Here is a 16,720-nt window from a genome sequence, read left to right as displayed (position 1 = left end):
CACGTGGTCTCGCTAATAGACGTCTTGTACTTTTCTACAATAGACTTCTTTCGAAACTCGCTTATGCTGAGGGATTTGAAGGAGACGCGGAACCGCAGCGTACTCTAATGTACGTGAGGATTCGAGTACCGCATCGACGTACAAATCACCAGCAGAAGTAGAGTTTCGAAAGAAGTCTAATTTTTAAATGCTATACGTAAGGTGAATGGTTAATTATCATTTTCTTGCATTTTTTTATGATATAAAGCACCAAAATCAATCGGGTCAATCATCAATGGTTGGAAACCACCATCCTGAGTGACATCAGCAATAATTTTTCTAGCAAATGGGAAAATCATTGCTGGACAATGAATTGCTAGTATTATTTGGTGTTGATCTTCCTCTATATTAATTAAATTAAAAACCCCTGCATATTTTAAGTCCACTATAAATAGTCTATGCTTTTCACTCATTGCTTTAGCTTCTATACTTAATTCTACCTCATAAAAATTCTCTTCAGGTAAATTAGAAATATTGAGGTCTAGGAATAAGTCAATTTGTGGATTACGTTCCAAAGATACTAAAGATCTCGGAGCGTCTGGATTTTCAAAAGACAAATCCTTTATGTATTGTGCATTAACAGCGATATGAGGCATTTCTTTTTGGTTAGTATCTTTCATAATAATATAGTCCTTTTTTACATTTTAAATTTTAAGTTATTGGAAGGGTAACACCTTTTTGTTTCATATATTTCCCATAACGATCGGCATAAGATATATTACAAGTTTGATCACCTTTTAAAAACAAAAATTGACATGCTCCTTCATTAGCATAAATTCTTGCTGGCAGTGGGGTAGTATTGGAAAACTCTAATGTTACATGCCCTTCCCATTCCGGTTCTAACGGCGTTACGTTAACAATTATACCACATCTTGCATAGGTTGATTTGCCAACACAGATAACTAGCACATCTCTTGGAATTTTAAAATACTCAATTGTTCTTGCTAAGGCAAAACTGTTTGGTGGAATAACACAAACATCAACCTCTCTGTCTACTAAACTATATTCATCAAAATTTTTTGGATCAACTATTGCCGAATTAATATTAGTAAATATTTTAAATTCCTTCGAGACTCTTGCATCATAACCGTATGAAGATAAACCATAAGAAATAATTCTCTCTGAATTATTCAATCTAACCTGCGTATCAGTAAAAGGTGCAATCATATCGTGTTCTATACACATTTTTCTTATCCAATTATCAGACATAATGGTCATATATAATTACACATACTATGTTTAAATTACCGAATATAAATGATATAGTTAAAAATTAAAAGTACTAAAACTTTAATTAGCAGGGCAGCCTCATTAAAATATTTATATATTCTTCTGCTTTAAATAATTAGTTTCGCAAAACTGTAGGAGATTCGCGTATATACTCAAATGATTTGAAGAATTGAATTTGAAAATGAATGGTGAGCATGCGAATCCATGACATTTTCAAAAAACAATTCGTAGGAGCAGAAGAGTATACTCGGATGATCTAAAGAATGGGAACAACAAACAAGGAAGGCTTACCAGCGTAGGATGACATCTAGACTATTACCGATACTAGAGTTAACGATAGCTGGCATATAAGGCAAATATCCATTACATTATAAGAACGACTAACTACTTTGTTTTTACTTCTACTTGAACAACTTTCTGAAGCCCATTATCGAAATATAAGAATAAATCAAAGTTATCACCAACTTTTAGTATAGTTTTTAGATCCAAGAGCATAATATGCATACCACCCGGTTGTAAAATAGCACTACTTTTAGCTGGGATGACTAGCTTGTCGAGTTTTACCATTTTGCTAACCCCTTTTTCATCAACAAAACTTTTATGTAATTCAACCTTGTTAGCTATATCTGAAGAAACATTTACCAAATTATAATCGAGGTCAGAGTCATTAAAAATCTCAAAATATATTGCAGAATTATTATTTTTGCTAGCAGTGGTAGAAGGTCTTGCCCAAGCATTTAATATTTTAATAGATTCAGTTGATGCAGTAGGAGCTGATGCTTCTAATGATGCTGCTGGATTGTTATTACTTGGTGTGGTAGTTGCAAAACATATTGATAGGCTAAAATATAAAGTAACAGCAATGAAGGTTACTATGTTCTTAAGTAGCATATTATTACCATAAATTAAATTAATTACACAATCGATTCACTTAATTATATAACATATTATACATACACTAAGTATATTTTGCAAAAAAATAATATATTTATAGTGTATAATGCTAACTTTGGCTTACTTTAACAAATCTTTGTTTAAAAGAATCCCAATGATAGTGAACATTTACTGTTTTAATTTCTGTAACTGTAATATCTCCATTAGGTAACTGGGCAACATCAAAGCCTTTTTGTATAGATTCGGTAATTAGAGTCGCTGATTGACAAATATACCTAACATTAAAAAAGGGATTATTATCAGTATCTAATGAGCTTGTAGTGTTCTTAGTTGGGGTATTCAAAATAGGTACGTTTTTTTCTTTCATTCTAAACAACTTCAGATATTCTGTACGTTTTTATAACAGTTTAGTAATAAGGTGGCAAGAGTTTGTTGTTAGATTAGTTTAGGTTATTTAGTCTAATTAGTTTTTTTTGTAATGAGGTGTGTGCTGTGTTAGAAGGTTTTGATTTTTCAAAGTCTGCAATAAGGTTATTTTTCTATTTTTTAAAGAAAAGAAGAATTAAACTAACTATTTTAGGGGTGTTATGCATAATACGGGGAATGATACCAGCTATTGATAGTGTGTTGCTACAAAAAATTATAAATTTGATTGAGTCTTTTTCTAATGAAACAGTTAAAGACCTACCTTCCTCCATGTTGTTTTGGGCAATAATATATGCATTTTGGTGGGTATGTGTAAATACTATGTGGCGAATTTATGATTATATTTATCTAAAAACCATGCCATATATCAAAGCTCAGATATTAGACGAAATGTATAATTACACTCAGTATCATAATCATAGATTTTTTCAAGAAAACCTTGCTGGTCATATTACCAATCGTATTACTGAAGGGGCTAGATCTTTTGAAATGGTTTTGTCTTTATTTGGAGAGAAAATTCTATACAAACTAGCTATAATTGTTTTTGCTCTTGGAACAATGTACTGTGTACATCAAATATTTGCTACTATATTCCTTATACATATTTGTGTTTTTGTAGGCACTAGCGTTATCTGTTCAAGTACAATAAACAAATATTCAGTAAATTATGCACGAAGCAAATCAGTAGTTGCTGGCAGTATTGTTGATGCAATTGCAAATATTGGTGCAATACGGATGTTTACTTCTCATAAATTTGAACGTCAGAATCTAGAAGTAAGGATAGATGATGCTGTAGTTAATGAACAAATTATGCAACTCTTTATGTTTAAGCTACGTATTGTACTAGGCATAGCTTGTTCTATAATGATTTTTATAATGGTTTATTATCTAGCTCAACTTCGTAGTCAAATGCAAATAACTATAGGAGATTGCGTGTTGATACTTACTTTATCTATAACGGTTAGTAGTGAAATTTGGGATCTAACGCAGGAAGTAGGAGATATGTTCGAAGAGTTTGGTTCTTTTAATCAAAGTGTATCATTAATGAAACCTCATATTATAGAAGATATTGAGAATGCCCATCTTCTAAAGGTTACAAAAGGTGAGATAATATTTAAAAATGTTAGTTTTAAATATTATCATAATAATAATTTATTTGAGAATAAATCCGTTACAATTTTGAGTCAACAAAGGGTCGGATTAGTAGGGTTTTCTGGTTCAGGAAAAACAACTTTTATTAATCTTATTACACGGTTGCACGATATAGACCAAGGAGAAATTCTAATTGATGGGCAAAATATTAGATATGTAACTCAAGACTCTTTACGAGAAAATATTAGTATAATACCGCAAGAACCAATCCTATTTCATAGGACAGTCATGGATAATATTAGATATGGAAAAAAAGATGCTAGCTTAGAAGAGATAATAGAGGCAGCAAAACTAGCTCATATACATGAATTTATTGAGAGCCTAACAGAAGGATACCAAAGCTTATGTGGTGAAAGGGGTAATAACTTGTCAGGTGGTCAGAGGCAGAGAATAATAATAGCACGGGCAATATTAAAGAATGCTCCAATATTAATTCTTGATGAAGCAACAAGTAGTCTAGATAGTAAGACTGAGGAGTTGATACAAGATTCTCTATATTACTTAATGCAAAATAAAACTGTATTAGTTATAGCTCATAGATTATCAACTTTGTTGAATATGGATAGAATTTTGGTTTTTAATGAAGGTAGCATAGTTGAAGATGGACAACATGAGGAATTACTGAAAAACAGTAAATTGTACAAAAAACTATGGAAATCACAAGTAAAAGGCTTAATAATTTAAAGAAATTGCTGATTATTTCACCTTACGTATAGCATTTAAAAATTGTAGAAAAGTACAAGACGTCTATTAGCGAGACCACGTGAGTGTAGTGGCAATCCACATTCATTAGATCAACTATGTTCGCAATAAAAATTTAAATAAATTTGGTTTAAATTTTTATTGCTTGTGCAGAGCTAGTTAAATCACGTAACTTAGCATTTGCAATCACAATGATTTTACGCATTAATGCTACCATCGCCACCATTTTCTTTTTTCCTCTATTGATCAATTTCTCATAAAATACCTTCAGTTCAGAGTTAGAATTTCTAGCAGCCATAGCAGCTACAAACAACATAGGTCTAACAAAATTTCGACCATGACCTGTATGTCTATATCCGCTATATCTACCGCTATCATTAGATATTGGTGCAACACCTACTAATGATGCTATTTGTTTGCGGTTCAATGTACCAAGTTCAGGTAACAAAGCTATAAGCTCATTAGATACTACTGTGCCTATACCACTAATAGTTTGTAGAGTTTCTTTCTTAGCCTGCAAGAGTTTATCTTTTGCTATTAAGTCGTCTATTTCTTTAGTAATAGATGCAATTTGCTCTTCTAGTACTTCGATCATTTTAACGCAACTAGACTTGATTAAATCAGCTCTCGGGGACTGAAACCTATTTTTTTCTGCAATCAACATTTGTTTAAGATCGTTCCTACGTCCTACTAATTCATACGAGTTTAAAGCTTGCTTAGATTGTACTTTAAATAGCTCTAATCTTTCTGATCGTTCAAAACCATAAAGTGCTAGAGCTTTAGCGTCAAGACTGTCAGTTTTAGCTGCATTACCAAAAGACCTAATAAAGTTTTTAACTTTACGAGTATTGGCTCTATGTACAGCAAAACCCTGATTGCAAAGCGTTAGTAATAGTTCCATTTCATATCCACCAGTAGTTTCTAAAACACACAATGCAGAACTAATCTCTTTTTTGTAATCCTTGATAAAATCAGCTATTCCATTAGAGTTGTTATTATATTCTTTAGTTTCTTTTTTTCCATGAATAGCAACAACAAAATTGAATTTTCCTATATCAAGACCGATAAAATTATTGTATAATAGCATAATACCTCGAAGACTTTTAATGTTTACGATTGTAAGCGGGCGTGCAAAGGCATCCCAATCAACTATTCAAACGTCTCGGGGATTTGGGCTAGAGTACTAGGATCTATACGATCTTAAAACCAATTGCTTCACGGTCGCTCACGCCTGCACAGCGATAGTCATTTAGTATTATTAATGACTATCGCTGTAATACCCCCTTATAAGTCAGTATAAATCATTATTTACATTGACTTCAATATCTATTATATCATACTTTTAACTTACAATTGCTTCGTCGCCACAAAGTAGCTCCTCGCAATGACGCTAGGCTGTTTTCCCTATGACTTTTAAATTGCCATGGGGGCGTAAGGTGAGTTAACCATAAAATTATAGAAACAATCAGATGCAGAGCCGTCTCAAATCTGATTGTTTCTATAATTTTACCGAATTTGGGATAAGAATTGACAAATTCTTATCCCAAATTCGCGTTACTTGTATCTTATTTTGATAAAATTACTTGCTCTTATAGAGATAAAATGAGAACATAGATATGTAATAAAGAATAATAAATTAATATTATAGAAAAATTTGTTAATGGGAGAAATGTTATGAGGGTACTGTTAGTAGAAGATAATAGTGATATAGCTAGTTCTATTGAATTAACGTTAGCTTCAGAAGGAATTATTTGTGAGGTGGTGGAGTTTGGTACAGAAGGAATAGAAATAGCTAAAATTTATAATTATGATTTAATTATTTTAGACCTGATGCTGCCAGATATTAGTGGATTCGAAGTCCTACTGAGATTACGTTCTGCTAAAGTAAAAACACCTATACTGATTTTATCAGGTATTACTACAGTTGATCAAAAAATTAAAGGACTTACGTGTGGGGCAGATGATTATATCACAAAACCATTTAACCGCGAAGAGTTAATTGTTCGTATTTATGCAATTGTTCGTCGTTCTAAAGGACATTCTGAGTCAGTGGTTAGGTTTGACAAGGTAAGTATTCATCTTGATACTAGAATTGTAGAAGTTGATGGAACAAGGGTTCATTTAACGAATAAGGAATATGCTATTTTAGAATTATTAGTCTTACGTAGGGGAACAGTACTGAATAAGGAGATGTTCTTAGACCATCTTTATAGTAGTGTTGATGAGCCGGAGATTAAAATTATAGACGTATTTGTATGCAAATTACGTAAGAAATTAGCTGATGCTGCTGGTGGTACAAACTACATTGATACAGTATGGGGACGTGGTTATATGTTGAAAGAATATGATGAACAAGAAACACTATTGCATCATTTTCAAGGAGAAGTTATTGAACCATCAGAATCAGAGATGGAAGATAACAAAGAGTCGTGATAATAAAATAGATTGTGATTTTTATCAAAGATATGACAGGAACTTAATTTAATATAGATAAAGCATTATGATACCTAGCAAGATAGAATTAACCGGTAAAGTCTATATTAAATATGTTGATCCTATACCAGCACCAAATGTTGGGGATGTTAAGCTTTTATTAAATGATGATGCATTGAGTCTTAACAAAGGAGATTATGATAACTTAAAGTCAAGTGGTTATATTAAAGCAAAAATTTTTGATGGACTTATTTGGCAAAATATTAGTATAAGTGAGTTATGTCTCAAAAAAGAACATAAATTTACTAAAAAACAAAAATCTATTGACTCAGCCTTACTGTGCCGAAATATAATTGAAAAACATCAGGGAGTCATGTTGTACCGAACTTATAGAGGACATTTTACTACTCAAGAATAGATTTCGTAAACAGGGGACTAATAAATGGAAACAGATGACAAAAAACCACAGGACTCTAGAAAATTGGCAGACCAAATTAAGGATGCATTAGTAGGCATCACTGATGATGAACTTGGATCTGATGAGGCGATGGAAATTTTCAATGAGTTAAGTAACAACGATGCTTTCGAGCAGGAAATAGAACAAATATTGGCTTGTCTTAACGAGCAAACAATGGATCTAACAAAATTACAAACACAGATCATCCTATTAATAAAAAAATATTTAGGTAAACTTGAATACAAGAAATTAGGAAAATTAGGTGTTAAAATTGATGAGAACCTTGTTAGTAAGAATGTTGCTGAAGTAAGTAGTTACTTAATGCAACAACATTCACAATTGGTAAAAGAAGCTAACCGAGGTTTGATAAAATCAAAAGATAAGCTACAAGGCATAAGTAATCAATCTAGATTGGAAGCAAAACGTTTAGTGAAAAATTTTGCTTTATACCAAGTTTATAAGTTCATGAACCCTAAAAGAATAGCTGGAGAAACAAAGGAAGAAAATTTTGCTTATAATATGATTAGAGGGGGGATAGATCTAGCTAAAAAATATGAGGGTGGATCGAAAAGTGATCTTAAATCTTATTCTCCAGAATTTATCAAAAAATTAGATAAGGCTCATCAGAATTTTAAAGGTAGTGGTAGGACAATTTATTGATTAATGCGAGAGTTAGCCATAGAGTTAGCCATTATGGATTGTTTTACGCTCCAATTGAAGTAGGAGAAGTATACTCAGGTAGAACTTCAAGAATTGGTGTTCCCGCGACCAAAGATATCCGCTGCTCCGTTACTCATGTACGCTACGCCGCTTGACTTTGCTACTGCCTAGCTCTTAAGTTATACTATCGTCTACCAACTCTTCATTTACGAGCAGTATATGCGCGAATGCCTAGAAATTTCGTAAAATCAATTCATTAGAGTAGAACCACTATGAAAGCAACATTGTATATCTTAAGTGCATTTGGACTTGGAGCAATGAAAGCTAGTATAGTAAAATCTCTTAATAGTAGTATACCTATTTCTCTAGTTGTATTTTCACAATTCTTTCTTTGCGCTATCTTTTTTTTACCAAAAATTATTAGGTCTCGTGGTCAATTAATAGTATCACAGCGATATTGTGCATTAATTACAAGGGGATTATTGGGTACAGCATGTTGGTATTGCGTGTTTTCATCAGTAAATTACTTGTCTCTTTTCAATGTTAGTACACTTACGAATTTGTCTCCAATTTGGGTGCTGCTAATAACGAGTATTTTTACTGATAAATCTATCAAAAATGATCTATTATTTTTAGCAATAATTGGGTTTATTGGCTGTTTATTAATACTGAAGCCATCAGTAGAAATTATAAATTTAGGAGCCGTTTTTGGATTATTTAGCGGAATATTTATGGCATTAACTATTATATCATTACACAACTTACTAAAAACGGAGACATCAGATAGAGTATTAGTGTATTATTTTTGGATTTCCTCTCTTATTATGTTACCATTTTTAGTGGATTTTAATATAACACAAGTTTCTTCAAAGGATTGGATATTGCTATTAACCAACGCTCTGTTGATGCTTTTACACCAAATATTATTAAATAAGGGATTAGAAATTGGTTTAGCTACTGAAATGAGTATACTAGCTTATAGTAGCGTTGTATTTTCTTTAATTTTAAGTGTAGTTATATGGCAGGAAATACCAGATATTTTCTCAATGATTGGAGCAATAATAATAATTTCAAGTGGAGTATATATATCTAGGAAACAAAAATCGTAAGCAAAAAGTAGAGTAAGATGAATATATCTATTAGTTTAACCTCAAATATTGATGTAATACCATTTCCGAAAACTAATCATCACGTTGTCGTACTTCATGATCTACGCTCCTCACGTACTAGTTGTACGCTCCGGTGTTCGACACTCGTACTCCGAGTAGCAATTTAGTTTTGGGAAATGGTATAAGACATAGGTTTAATAGCCTAGGGTGTCATTCCCGCTTCGGTCAGGAATCTAAAAAAGTTTAAATAGTCTTCTATGCTATTTTTTTAGACCCCTACTTTTGCAGGGGTGATATCCCCCCTAATGGTGATGATTACTTGAGCTTACTATTAATTTATTATAGTCAATTCAGGAGGATTTGGTGCTAGGAGCGATGGAGCAACGCCTATATGTAATAGGCGAGCGATCGAAGACGACGTCACCAACTTCTCATCAATTGACTATACATCAATATTTGAGGGTAATTTATGCTTTCGCAGGGATAACATTGGTGAATTTTAGATACCCCCAAAACTACTAACGTCTAACAAGTAGTAAATGAAGCTTTACAAATTGGCAACATTTGTAGTATAAGAACCTAGGATTAAATTATTAAAAGAATTATAAAAATGAATATTCATGAATACCAAGCAAAGATGATTCTGAGGCAATATGGTATACCTACTTCTACAGGAGTTGTAATATTGCAAAAAGAAGACATCGATAGGCTAATTGATGGTTTAGAAGCAGAAATATATGTGGTTAAAGCCCAAATCCACGCAGGTGGTAGGGGAAAAGCTGGTGGTGTAAAAGTTGTAAGAACTAAAGAAGAGGCAAAGAAAGCAGCACACGCAATGTTTGGCATTAACTTAGTAACTCATCAGACGTCAGCTATGGGCCAAAAGGTTCGCCATCTCTATGTTGAATCTGGGTGTGATATTTTAAAAGAATATTATTTTAGTGCCGTTTTTGATCGTAGTAATAGCAAGGTAACTTTTATAGCTTCTACTGAAGGTGGGATAGATATTGAAGAAGTTGCTCATAATACTCCAGAGAAAATTATTAAAGTATCAGTTGATCCTGCAACAGGCATACAGCCATTTCATTGTCGTAGAATGGCATACAAGCTTGGCTTTAAGAATGAGCAGGCAAAACAAATGATGAAAATTGTTGAGTCAACCTATCGAGCTTTTATAGCAACTGATGCTAACCAAATTGAAATTAATCCACTAATAACAAAAGCTGATGGTAGTTTATTGGCACTTGATGCCAAGATTAACTTTGATGATAATGGACTATTTAAACATCCTGATATTTTAAATATGCGGGATGATGATGAAGAAGATGCTCTTGAAATAAAAGCAGCTAGCCTTGGTCTTAGTTATGTTAAGATGGATGGTACTATTGGTTGTATGGTGAATGGGGCTGGGCTAGCTATGGCTACAATGGATATTATCAAGCTTTATGGTGCTGAACCGGCAAACTTTTTAGATGTTGGTGGTGGGGCTGATCGTGAGAAAGTAACGGAAGCACTAAAAATAATTTTATCAGATTCACATGTACAAGGGGTTTTAGTTAATATTTTTGGTGGTATAATGCGTTGTGATATAATAGCCGAAGGCATTATTGCTGCAGTGAAAGAGATTGGCATTACAGTTCCACTGGTTGTACGTTTAGCTGGTACCAATTTTGAATTAGGTAAAAATATTTTAGCAAATTCTGGTTTAAAAATAATTGCTGCAAATGATTTAGGTGATGCTGCTGTTAAGATCGTCGATGCAGTAAAATAATTCATATAAAAATACGGAAAATGCATATATGTCAATATTAGTTGATAAAAATACAAAAGTAATTTGCCAAGGTTTTACTGGCTCTCAAGGGACTTTTCATTCTGAGCAGGCCATCAGTTATGGTACTAAAATGGTAGGAGGGGTAACTCCTGGAAAAGGTGGAAATACTCATCTAGATCTACCTGTATATAATACAGTACATGAGGCAGTTGCAAAAACTAAGGCTACTGCCAGCGTTATTTATGTCCCACCACCTTTTGCTGCTGATTCAATTTTGGAAGCTATAGATGCAGGAATTAGTTTGGTAGTGTGTATTACAGAGGGAATACCGATACTTGATATGATAAAGGTCAAAAGGGCATTAATCGGATCAAAAACTAGATTAATTGGACCAAATTGTCCTGGCATTATTACTCCTGATGAATGCAAAATAGGTATAATGCCTGGTTATATTCATAAGAGAGGCAGGGTAGGAATTATATCCCGGTCCGGTACTTTGACTTATGAAGCAGTAGCACAGACTACAGCTGTTGGTCTTGGTCAATCTACCTGTATTGGTATTGGTGGAGATCCAGTTAACGGCACCGATTTTGTTGATTGTATTGAAATGTTTTTGCAAGATGATGAAACAGAATCAATTATTATGATTGGTGAAATAGGTGGGGATGCTGAGGAAAAGGCTGCTGAATTAATAAAAAGCTCAAAGATTAAAAAACCAATAGTTAGTTTCATTGCTGGTGTTACTGCTCCTGAAGGTAAAAGAATGGGGCATGCTGGTGCAATTATTTCTAATGGACAGGGTTCAGCTGAAGATAAGTTGGAGGCGTTGCAAAGTGCAGGTGTTACTATCACTAGATCACCAGCTGATATTGGGAAAACTATGTTTGAACTATTAAAAAACCTCTAAACCTTAGAGGTAATGACTGCAAAAGCTACAGAAATTGGGTAATCGTCTGAAATGGACAAGTGAATTTTGATTTGTCCAAATTTGTTTGGATTTTCAGGATGACAAATTTGGGCAAGGGGCTTTCCTAAGGCATCATTTAGTACAGAGATGTCTTTAAATCGTAAGCCCCTCCCAATTCCAACACCAAGAGCCTTGCTAACTGCCTCTTTCGCAGCAAACCTTTTTGCCAAAAAACAACCATGCTGGTCTTTGCTTAGAGAAGTTAGCTTTTGTATTTCTGTTTTAGAAAGAATTATGTTTATAAAACGCTGACCATATAGGTTTAAGATCCTTTCTATTCTTGGAATTTGTACTATATCTGTACCAACACCAATAATCATTTTTGTTCATCATCACTAGCATTATCATCAAATATTTGATCATCTAAATCAGAGTAGTCTTCAGTAACACAAAGATCTGAGCCGCTTGGTAAATAATCAAACTCTTCTACAGCAGTATCAAGAGAAGCATCAGTATTTTCTTCATCAATAGGATCGATTCTGCTTTTTGTTCGAAGACGTTTTAATAATTGTGCCTTTAGGGCTGGAATCGTTATATGACCAGCAGCTATTTCACGTAATGCCAGCACAGTTGCCTTATCACCTTTCACGTTATTAATAGTCATTTTACTACCGGAATTTATATCATTTGCTCTTTGAGCAGCTAAAGCTACAAGCTTAAACCTATCGTGAATTTTTCCAACACAATCTTCAATCGTTATCCTAGCCATAATATTCTCTTTTTAATTTTACAAGATATATATACAATAACGAACCAGTATAAAGTATAATTAGTAGATTTCAAGAATAGAATTTTCATTGGCTCTCTCAGGGTAATTTAAAAGTCACAATCACTAGTTGCTACAGATGCAAGTTTAACCACTACCGATGTCATTCCTGCGAAGGCAGGGATCTATATTACTTAATAGTCTTTCAGGCTTATTTTTTTAGATTCCCGCCTACGCGGGAATGACATCGAGTGCATATTAAGCACTTTTTCCTTTATCTATTAGGCTTGCAGCCCGACTTTTAAATTACCCTGGCTCTCTAGGGTAGTTTAAAAATCATAGCTACAGGTGGAAAGATATAAGGGAACTACAAAGAACAGGGGGAAATATTATGTTTTTTTGAGCATTTTTTTATATAGATCTAAGGTTTTACTAAGCATTAAATCAAGGGAAAAATTATCGATTACTGCTTTTCTTGCTGCTTGTTGTATTTTTTTACCTTCATTGGTTTTGAGTATAGATAAGCAATGTTCGATTTTTTCTGCTAAATCAACAGCATCGTTTGGTTTGACATGAAATCCAGTTTTTTTATCTAATATTGTTTCAATAGCTCCACCTATATTTGTAGCAATTACTAGCTTTTCCATTGATTGTCCTTCAGTTATAGTTCGACCAAATGCTTCTGGCTCAATTGAAGTAGATATTACTATATCTGAAATACCATAAAGGCTGAGCATATCAGTTTCATTACCAAAAATTTGAATTTTACTTTGTAGTTTCAATAAGTTTATAAGAGATTTTACTCGGTTGGTAAAATTGGGATGTTTGGATAAATCTCCAACCATTAGGCAGTAGAAATCTAGATGTTTTAATTTGCCAAGTGCTTCAACAAGGGTAAGATGCCCCTTCCAACTGGTCATTCTTGATGGTAACAATATTATAGGAGTGTTGTTAGATATACCGTATTTCTTTTTATGTTTTAGTAACTTTTCTTCTGTAACATTTTTTGGATCAAAATAACGATAATCTACCCCTCGACATATTACAACAATTTGATCTTCTAGGATTTGATAATTAATTAATATATGGTGTTTTACAAAATTAGACACAGCTATGATCTTTTCGCCTTTGACCATGACGCTATTATAAAAATGTTTGAAAGGATTCGAGATGTTGTAGACTCCGTGGAATGTTGTTAAGAATTTGACGCCTGTAGCCTTTGCCGCCATATAACAACTCCAAGCTGGAGCTCTCGATCTTGCATGCACTATATCTACGTTATATTCCTTAATTATTTCTGACAGAATTCTTGCGTTTTTCCATATTGTTAAAGGATTTTTAGTAGCACTATTCATAAAAATATGTGGCACTCCTGCCGCTACTAATTCTTCAACCAATGAACCACCAGATGAAACTACAATAACATTATAATCAACTTTTTTTAACATTTTAGCCACTTCAATTGTTCCTCGCTCCACTCCACCAGAGGATAAAGCTGGAACTACTTGCAAAATGGTGGGTTTATGATATCGTTTGGGTGAATCTGATGAAATCATTAATCTTTTACATAATTAATTTAGATGCGTAAAATATATAATACAGAAAAGAAAAGATTTATCACTTACAATCATCACGAAAGTAGTAAAAAAAATATGCCCTCGGTAATTTTCTTGCATGGCTTGATGTCGGGTATGAATGGTAGAAAGGCTATGTTTCTTGAGAATTACTGTAAAAAACGTGATTATAATTTTATCACATTTGATAATTTTGGTCATGGAGAATCATCAGGTAGATTTCTAGATGAAACGATTGGATCTTGGCTTACAGGGGTTGAACTAGTTTTAAATAAACTTGTAGTGCAACCAGCTATTATCATAGGCTCTAGCATGGGTGGTTGGTTAGCCATTCTTGCTGCTATAAAATTTCCTAGTAAAGTTTGTGGTCTTGTTTGTATTGCTCCTGCCCTAGATTTTACAGAAACTATTTGGCAAAATTTAACTGAAATGCAAAAAACACAAATGCAACAACAAAAATACCTTGAGGTTGGTGGGCGTAATTGCAACGATAAATATCCAATAAGTTATCAATTAATACTCGAAGCTAGAAATCACTTGTTACTAAATGCAAATAGTATTAAGCTTAAGGGGGCTATTCATTTAATTCACGGGATGCTAGATGAGGACGTACCTTACACCATCTCAAATAACCTTGTAGAAAATATTACTAGTGATATGGTAGTGGTGAAATTAATAAAAGATGGAGTTCATACTCTTGTACGAGAATCAGATTTAGCTATAATAGCTAATTCTTTGGAAGAAATAATAAACTTATCATTAGAACTATGAATAAACATATATTTGCTAAAACAACTAAAGTTTCCGATTTTTTAAAAATATCGGAAGTAATAGATAAGCTAGATCAAGATAGTCTGGTGCTTTTTGATGTAGATGACGTACTTATCATGGATCAAGATGAATATCGCTTAACTCATCCTTATAGACGGCAGTGGCGTACTGAAAGCAAAAACCGTCTTACGAGAGAAGAAAGACATCTTTTATTCAGTATTATTTTAAAAAATCGTACTATTCGCTTAGTGGACTATAATATAACTGATATACTAGGTAGATTATGGAAGATGCAAATCCCAACTGCTGCTCTGACCAAATTATATACAGGGAAATTTGGTGTTATTGAGGATTTTACCGATTGGCGTCTTACAGAGCTTAAAGGGATAAATATAGATTTTATGAAATCTACTCCGATAAAAGAGGAAATATTAGTTGATGAATTACATATTGGGGGTGGTATACCAATGATGAAAGAAGGGGTGATTCTGACAGCCGATGTTGATAAAGGTGCAGTATTAGAGAATATTTTACACAAAAAAAACTACTATCCTAAAACAATAATATTTGTGGACGATATTTTAGAAAATATTGAGTCAGTGGCAAAAATATGTAGCAAATTACAGATTAATTTTTATGGTTTTGAATTTGACGGGGCTTCTTTGATCCCGGAAACAGAACTAGATGAAAAAAGTGAAAAAATTCGTTTTGAGATTTTAGAGAAGGAACATCGTTGGATAACAGATTTAAGACTATAATTATTTTTTTGTGTATATGCATTACTTCTTGCTGTGTTATAGCTGAAGAACAAGAAACTATTGGGGTAAAAGCTACTACAGTACAAATGGCTGATTTATATAATGTTTTCAGCGTTATAGGACAATGTAAGAGTGGTATGAGCCGTGATTATTATGCAAATGTTTCTGGTAGACTTGATTTAGTATCTACTTCCCAAGGAGGTAAGATCCATCAAGGTGATGTTTTACTTATTATTGACCAAGATTTAGCTATGTCAATTAAGTCACAAGCGGAAGTCTCTTTAAGAAAAGCCATGGCTTCTTATAGCCGTAACAAGGAATTACTTGCCAAAAAATATATTAGTAGTGATGTGCTAGAAAAATCTAGCAGCGAGTTAGAAGAAGCTAGGCTTGCTTTTGCTAAAGCAATGAATAGTTACAACGATATGGTTCTTATAGCTCCATTTGATGGATATATTGGTATAATAAAATCCAAAATAGGGGATAAGATAAAACAAGGAGATTATCTTTTTAGCATTATTGCTCAAAATTCTACTACTAATAATATTTTAATAGAGCTACCTGAGGGGCTTTATAATCAGGTATCAGAATCCACTAATTTAGTGATAACCGATAATAAGGGTGGATTAATTAATGGAAAAATTGCTGAAATCTCACAATATGTTTCAGATAATGGTACTATAAGTGCTAAAATTATCGTTGATTCTAATAGTAATATTGTGCATGGAAGCTATGTAAATATAGATCTAATTCTTAACAAACATAGGAATTTAGCTGTGCCTAATCAATCGGTACAGAGTAATAATAAAGGTGAGTATTTTGTATATAAACTCAATGACAATAAGGTACAACAACTTTATGTTAAACTTGGCACTAGTTTAAATGGTTTAACAGAGATTATCTCAAGCGAAATTAGGGAAGGAGATATGGTGGTATTGGAAGGGATTACTAAGATTTATGATGGTAACGTCGTCAAATTGTTAGATTAACCTGAATTCATGTAACAAGTTATATTGTTAAGCATCAACTGCGAACGATGTCACCGAACTAAGATTAAATTAACAGAGGATT

At 33.1% G+C, this 16,720-nt stretch carries 18 protein-coding genes; 10 read left to right on the top strand and 8 right to left on the bottom strand.

Annotated features, from left to right (window positions below; all coding sequences use genetic code 11):
• Window positions 1-209 precede the first annotated feature (209 nt).
• From secB to AAGD45_RS08030, 4 genes are all read right to left on the bottom strand, one after another.
• Window positions 210-659, bottom strand: coding sequence for a protein-export chaperone SecB (secB, locus tag AAGD45_RS08045; protein ID WP_341747230.1), 450 nt, complete (start codon window positions 657-659; stop codon window positions 210-212).
• Window positions 660-690: 31 nt separating this feature from the next.
• A complete protein-coding gene (gene dcd / locus AAGD45_RS08040; RefSeq protein WP_341761370.1) occupies window positions 691-1,257 on the bottom strand; it encodes a dCTP deaminase in 567 nt (188 codons plus the stop codon).
• 396 nt (window positions 1,258-1,653) lie between these two features.
• The gene (locus AAGD45_RS08035; RefSeq protein WP_341761369.1) at window positions 1,654-2,160 is read right to left on the bottom strand and encodes a copper chaperone PCu(A)C; all 507 of its coding nucleotides are present in this window, start codon (window positions 2,158-2,160) and stop codon (window positions 1,654-1,656) included.
• 112 nt (window positions 2,161-2,272) lie between these two features.
• On the bottom strand, window positions 2,273-2,530 hold the full coding sequence (locus tag AAGD45_RS08030) for a DUF2671 domain-containing protein (protein ID WP_341761368.1): 258 nt from the start codon (window positions 2,528-2,530) through the stop codon (window positions 2,273-2,275).
• 125 nt (window positions 2,531-2,655) lie between these two features.
• Between AAGD45_RS08030 and AAGD45_RS08025 the strand changes: the two genes are divergently transcribed.
• Window positions 2,656-4,425 (top strand): ABC transporter ATP-binding protein, encoded by a 1,770-nt coding sequence (locus AAGD45_RS08025; protein ID WP_410521068.1) that lies wholly within the window; start codon window positions 2,656-2,658, stop codon window positions 4,423-4,425.
• Between the two features lie 148 nt (window positions 4,426-4,573).
• Here the strand turns inward: AAGD45_RS08025 and AAGD45_RS08020 are convergent, their stop codons facing one another.
• Window positions 4,574-5,530 carry a transposase gene (locus AAGD45_RS08020; RefSeq protein ID WP_341761367.1) on the bottom strand — a complete coding sequence of 319 codons (957 nt, stop codon included), beginning with the start codon at window positions 5,528-5,530 and terminating at the stop codon, window positions 4,574-4,576.
• A gap of 587 nt (window positions 5,531-6,117) precedes the next feature.
• Here AAGD45_RS08020 and ctrA point away from each other — a divergent pair.
• The 6 genes from ctrA to sucD all read left to right on the top strand — a co-directional run bounded on the left by ctrA (window position 6,118) and on the right by sucD (window position 11,780).
• The gene (ctrA, locus tag AAGD45_RS08015) at window positions 6,118-6,876 is read left to right on the top strand and encodes a response regulator transcription factor CtrA (RefSeq protein WP_341761366.1); all 759 of its coding nucleotides are present in this window, start codon (window positions 6,118-6,120) and stop codon (window positions 6,874-6,876) included.
• Window positions 6,877-6,943: 67 nt separating this feature from the next.
• Window positions 6,944-7,294 (top strand): hypothetical protein, encoded by a 351-nt coding sequence (locus AAGD45_RS08010; protein ID WP_341761365.1) that lies wholly within the window; start codon window positions 6,944-6,946, stop codon window positions 7,292-7,294.
• Window positions 7,295-7,318: 24 nt separating this feature from the next.
• Window positions 7,319-7,993: a DUF5394 family protein gene (locus tag AAGD45_RS08005; RefSeq protein ID WP_341761364.1), complete on the top strand. Its 675-nt coding sequence runs from the start codon at window positions 7,319-7,321 to the stop codon at window positions 7,991-7,993.
• 272 nt (window positions 7,994-8,265) lie between these two features.
• A complete protein-coding gene (locus tag AAGD45_RS08000) occupies window positions 8,266-9,102 on the top strand; it encodes a DMT family transporter (RefSeq protein ID WP_341761363.1) in 837 nt (278 codons plus the stop codon).
• A 610-nt stretch (window positions 9,103-9,712) separates the two neighbouring features.
• Window positions 9,713-10,873 (top strand): ADP-forming succinate--CoA ligase subunit beta, encoded by a 1,161-nt coding sequence (sucC, locus tag AAGD45_RS07995; protein WP_341761362.1) that lies wholly within the window; start codon window positions 9,713-9,715, stop codon window positions 10,871-10,873.
• Between the two features lie 28 nt (window positions 10,874-10,901).
• Entirely contained in the window at window positions 10,902-11,780 is an 879-nt protein-coding gene (gene sucD / locus AAGD45_RS07990) for a succinate--CoA ligase subunit alpha (RefSeq protein WP_341761361.1), read from the top strand.
• On the opposite strand, the gene acpS is transcribed toward sucD, so the two are convergent.
• From acpS to AAGD45_RS07975, 3 genes are all read right to left on the bottom strand, one after another.
• Window positions 11,777-12,160 (bottom strand): holo-ACP synthase, encoded by a 384-nt coding sequence (acpS, locus tag AAGD45_RS07985; protein ID WP_341761360.1) that lies wholly within the window; start codon window positions 12,158-12,160, stop codon window positions 11,777-11,779. The two genes, sucD and acpS, sit on opposite strands and share 4 nt — an antisense overlap.
• Window positions 12,157-12,549: a DNA-directed RNA polymerase subunit omega gene (gene rpoZ / locus AAGD45_RS07980; protein ID WP_341761359.1), complete on the bottom strand. Its 393-nt coding sequence runs from the start codon at window positions 12,547-12,549 to the stop codon at window positions 12,157-12,159. Before rpoZ ends, acpS begins: the two co-directional genes overlap by 4 nt.
• Window positions 12,550-12,935: 386 nt before the next feature.
• A complete protein-coding gene (locus AAGD45_RS07975; RefSeq protein ID WP_341761358.1) occupies window positions 12,936-14,102 on the bottom strand; it encodes a glycosyltransferase family 4 protein in 1,167 nt (388 codons plus the stop codon).
• A 24-nt stretch (window positions 14,103-14,126) separates the two neighbouring features.
• Between AAGD45_RS07975 and AAGD45_RS07970 the strand changes: the two genes are divergently transcribed.
• The 3 genes from AAGD45_RS07970 to AAGD45_RS07960 are packed head-to-tail and all read left to right on the top strand — an operon-like array spanning window position 14,127 to window position 16,638.
• Window positions 14,127-14,891, top strand: coding sequence for an alpha/beta hydrolase (locus AAGD45_RS07970; RefSeq protein WP_341761357.1), 765 nt, complete (start codon window positions 14,127-14,129; stop codon window positions 14,889-14,891).
• Entirely contained in the window at window positions 14,888-15,649 is a 762-nt protein-coding gene (locus AAGD45_RS07965) for a DUF2608 domain-containing protein (protein ID WP_341761356.1), read from the top strand. The genes AAGD45_RS07970 and AAGD45_RS07965 overlap by 4 nt, the downstream gene beginning before the upstream one ends.
• Window positions 15,625-16,638: an efflux RND transporter periplasmic adaptor subunit gene (locus tag AAGD45_RS07960; protein ID WP_341761355.1), complete on the top strand. Its 1,014-nt coding sequence runs from the start codon at window positions 15,625-15,627 to the stop codon at window positions 16,636-16,638. Before AAGD45_RS07965 ends, AAGD45_RS07960 begins: the two co-directional genes overlap by 25 nt.
• Window positions 16,639-16,720: the final 82 nt, after the last annotated feature.

This window comes from Candidatus Tisiphia endosymbiont of Thecophora atra (genome assembly GCF_964026395.1).
GTDB lineage: Bacteria > Pseudomonadota > Alphaproteobacteria > Rickettsiales > Rickettsiaceae > Tisiphia.
The sequence above is the reverse complement of the archived record's forward strand: the minus strand, read 5'-3'. Positions and strand labels throughout refer to the sequence as shown.

Coding starts and splice junctions, on each gene's coding strand:
- secB (WP_341747230.1), bottom strand. CDS start 659: ATGAAAGATACTAACCAAAAAGAAATGCCTCATATCGCTGTTAATGCA.
- dcd (WP_341761370.1), bottom strand. CDS start 1,257: ATGACCATTATGTCTGATAATTGGATAAGAAAAATGTGTATAGAACAC.
- AAGD45_RS08035 (WP_341761369.1), bottom strand. CDS start 2,160: ATGCTACTTAAGAACATAGTAACCTTCATTGCTGTTACTTTATATTTT.
- AAGD45_RS08030 (WP_341761368.1), bottom strand. CDS start 2,530: ATGAAAGAAAAAAACGTACCTATTTTGAATACCCCAACTAAGAACACT.
- AAGD45_RS08020 (WP_341761367.1), bottom strand. CDS start 5,530: ATGCTATTATACAATAATTTTATCGGTCTTGATATAGGAAAATTCAAT.
- ctrA (WP_341761366.1), top strand. CDS start 6,118: ATGAGGGTACTGTTAGTAGAAGATAATAGTGATATAGCTAGTTCTATT.
- AAGD45_RS08010 (WP_341761365.1), top strand. CDS start 6,944: ATGATACCTAGCAAGATAGAATTAACCGGTAAAGTCTATATTAAATAT.
- AAGD45_RS08005 (WP_341761364.1), top strand. CDS start 7,319: ATGGAAACAGATGACAAAAAACCACAGGACTCTAGAAAATTGGCAGAC.
- AAGD45_RS08000 (WP_341761363.1), top strand. CDS start 8,266: ATGAAAGCAACATTGTATATCTTAAGTGCATTTGGACTTGGAGCAATG.
- sucC (WP_341761362.1), top strand. CDS start 9,713: ATGAATATTCATGAATACCAAGCAAAGATGATTCTGAGGCAATATGGT.
- sucD (WP_341761361.1), top strand. CDS start 10,902: ATGTCAATATTAGTTGATAAAAATACAAAAGTAATTTGCCAAGGTTTT.
- acpS (WP_341761360.1), bottom strand. CDS start 12,160: ATGATTATTGGTGTTGGTACAGATATAGTACAAATTCCAAGAATAGAA.
- rpoZ (WP_341761359.1), bottom strand. CDS start 12,549: ATGGCTAGGATAACGATTGAAGATTGTGTTGGAAAAATTCACGATAGG.
- AAGD45_RS07975 (WP_341761358.1), bottom strand. CDS start 14,102: ATGATTTCATCAGATTCACCCAAACGATATCATAAACCCACCATTTTG.
- AAGD45_RS07970 (WP_341761357.1), top strand. CDS start 14,127: ATGCGTAAAATATATAATACAGAAAAGAAAAGATTTATCACTTACAAT.
- AAGD45_RS07965 (WP_341761356.1), top strand. CDS start 14,888: ATGAATAAACATATATTTGCTAAAACAACTAAAGTTTCCGATTTTTTA.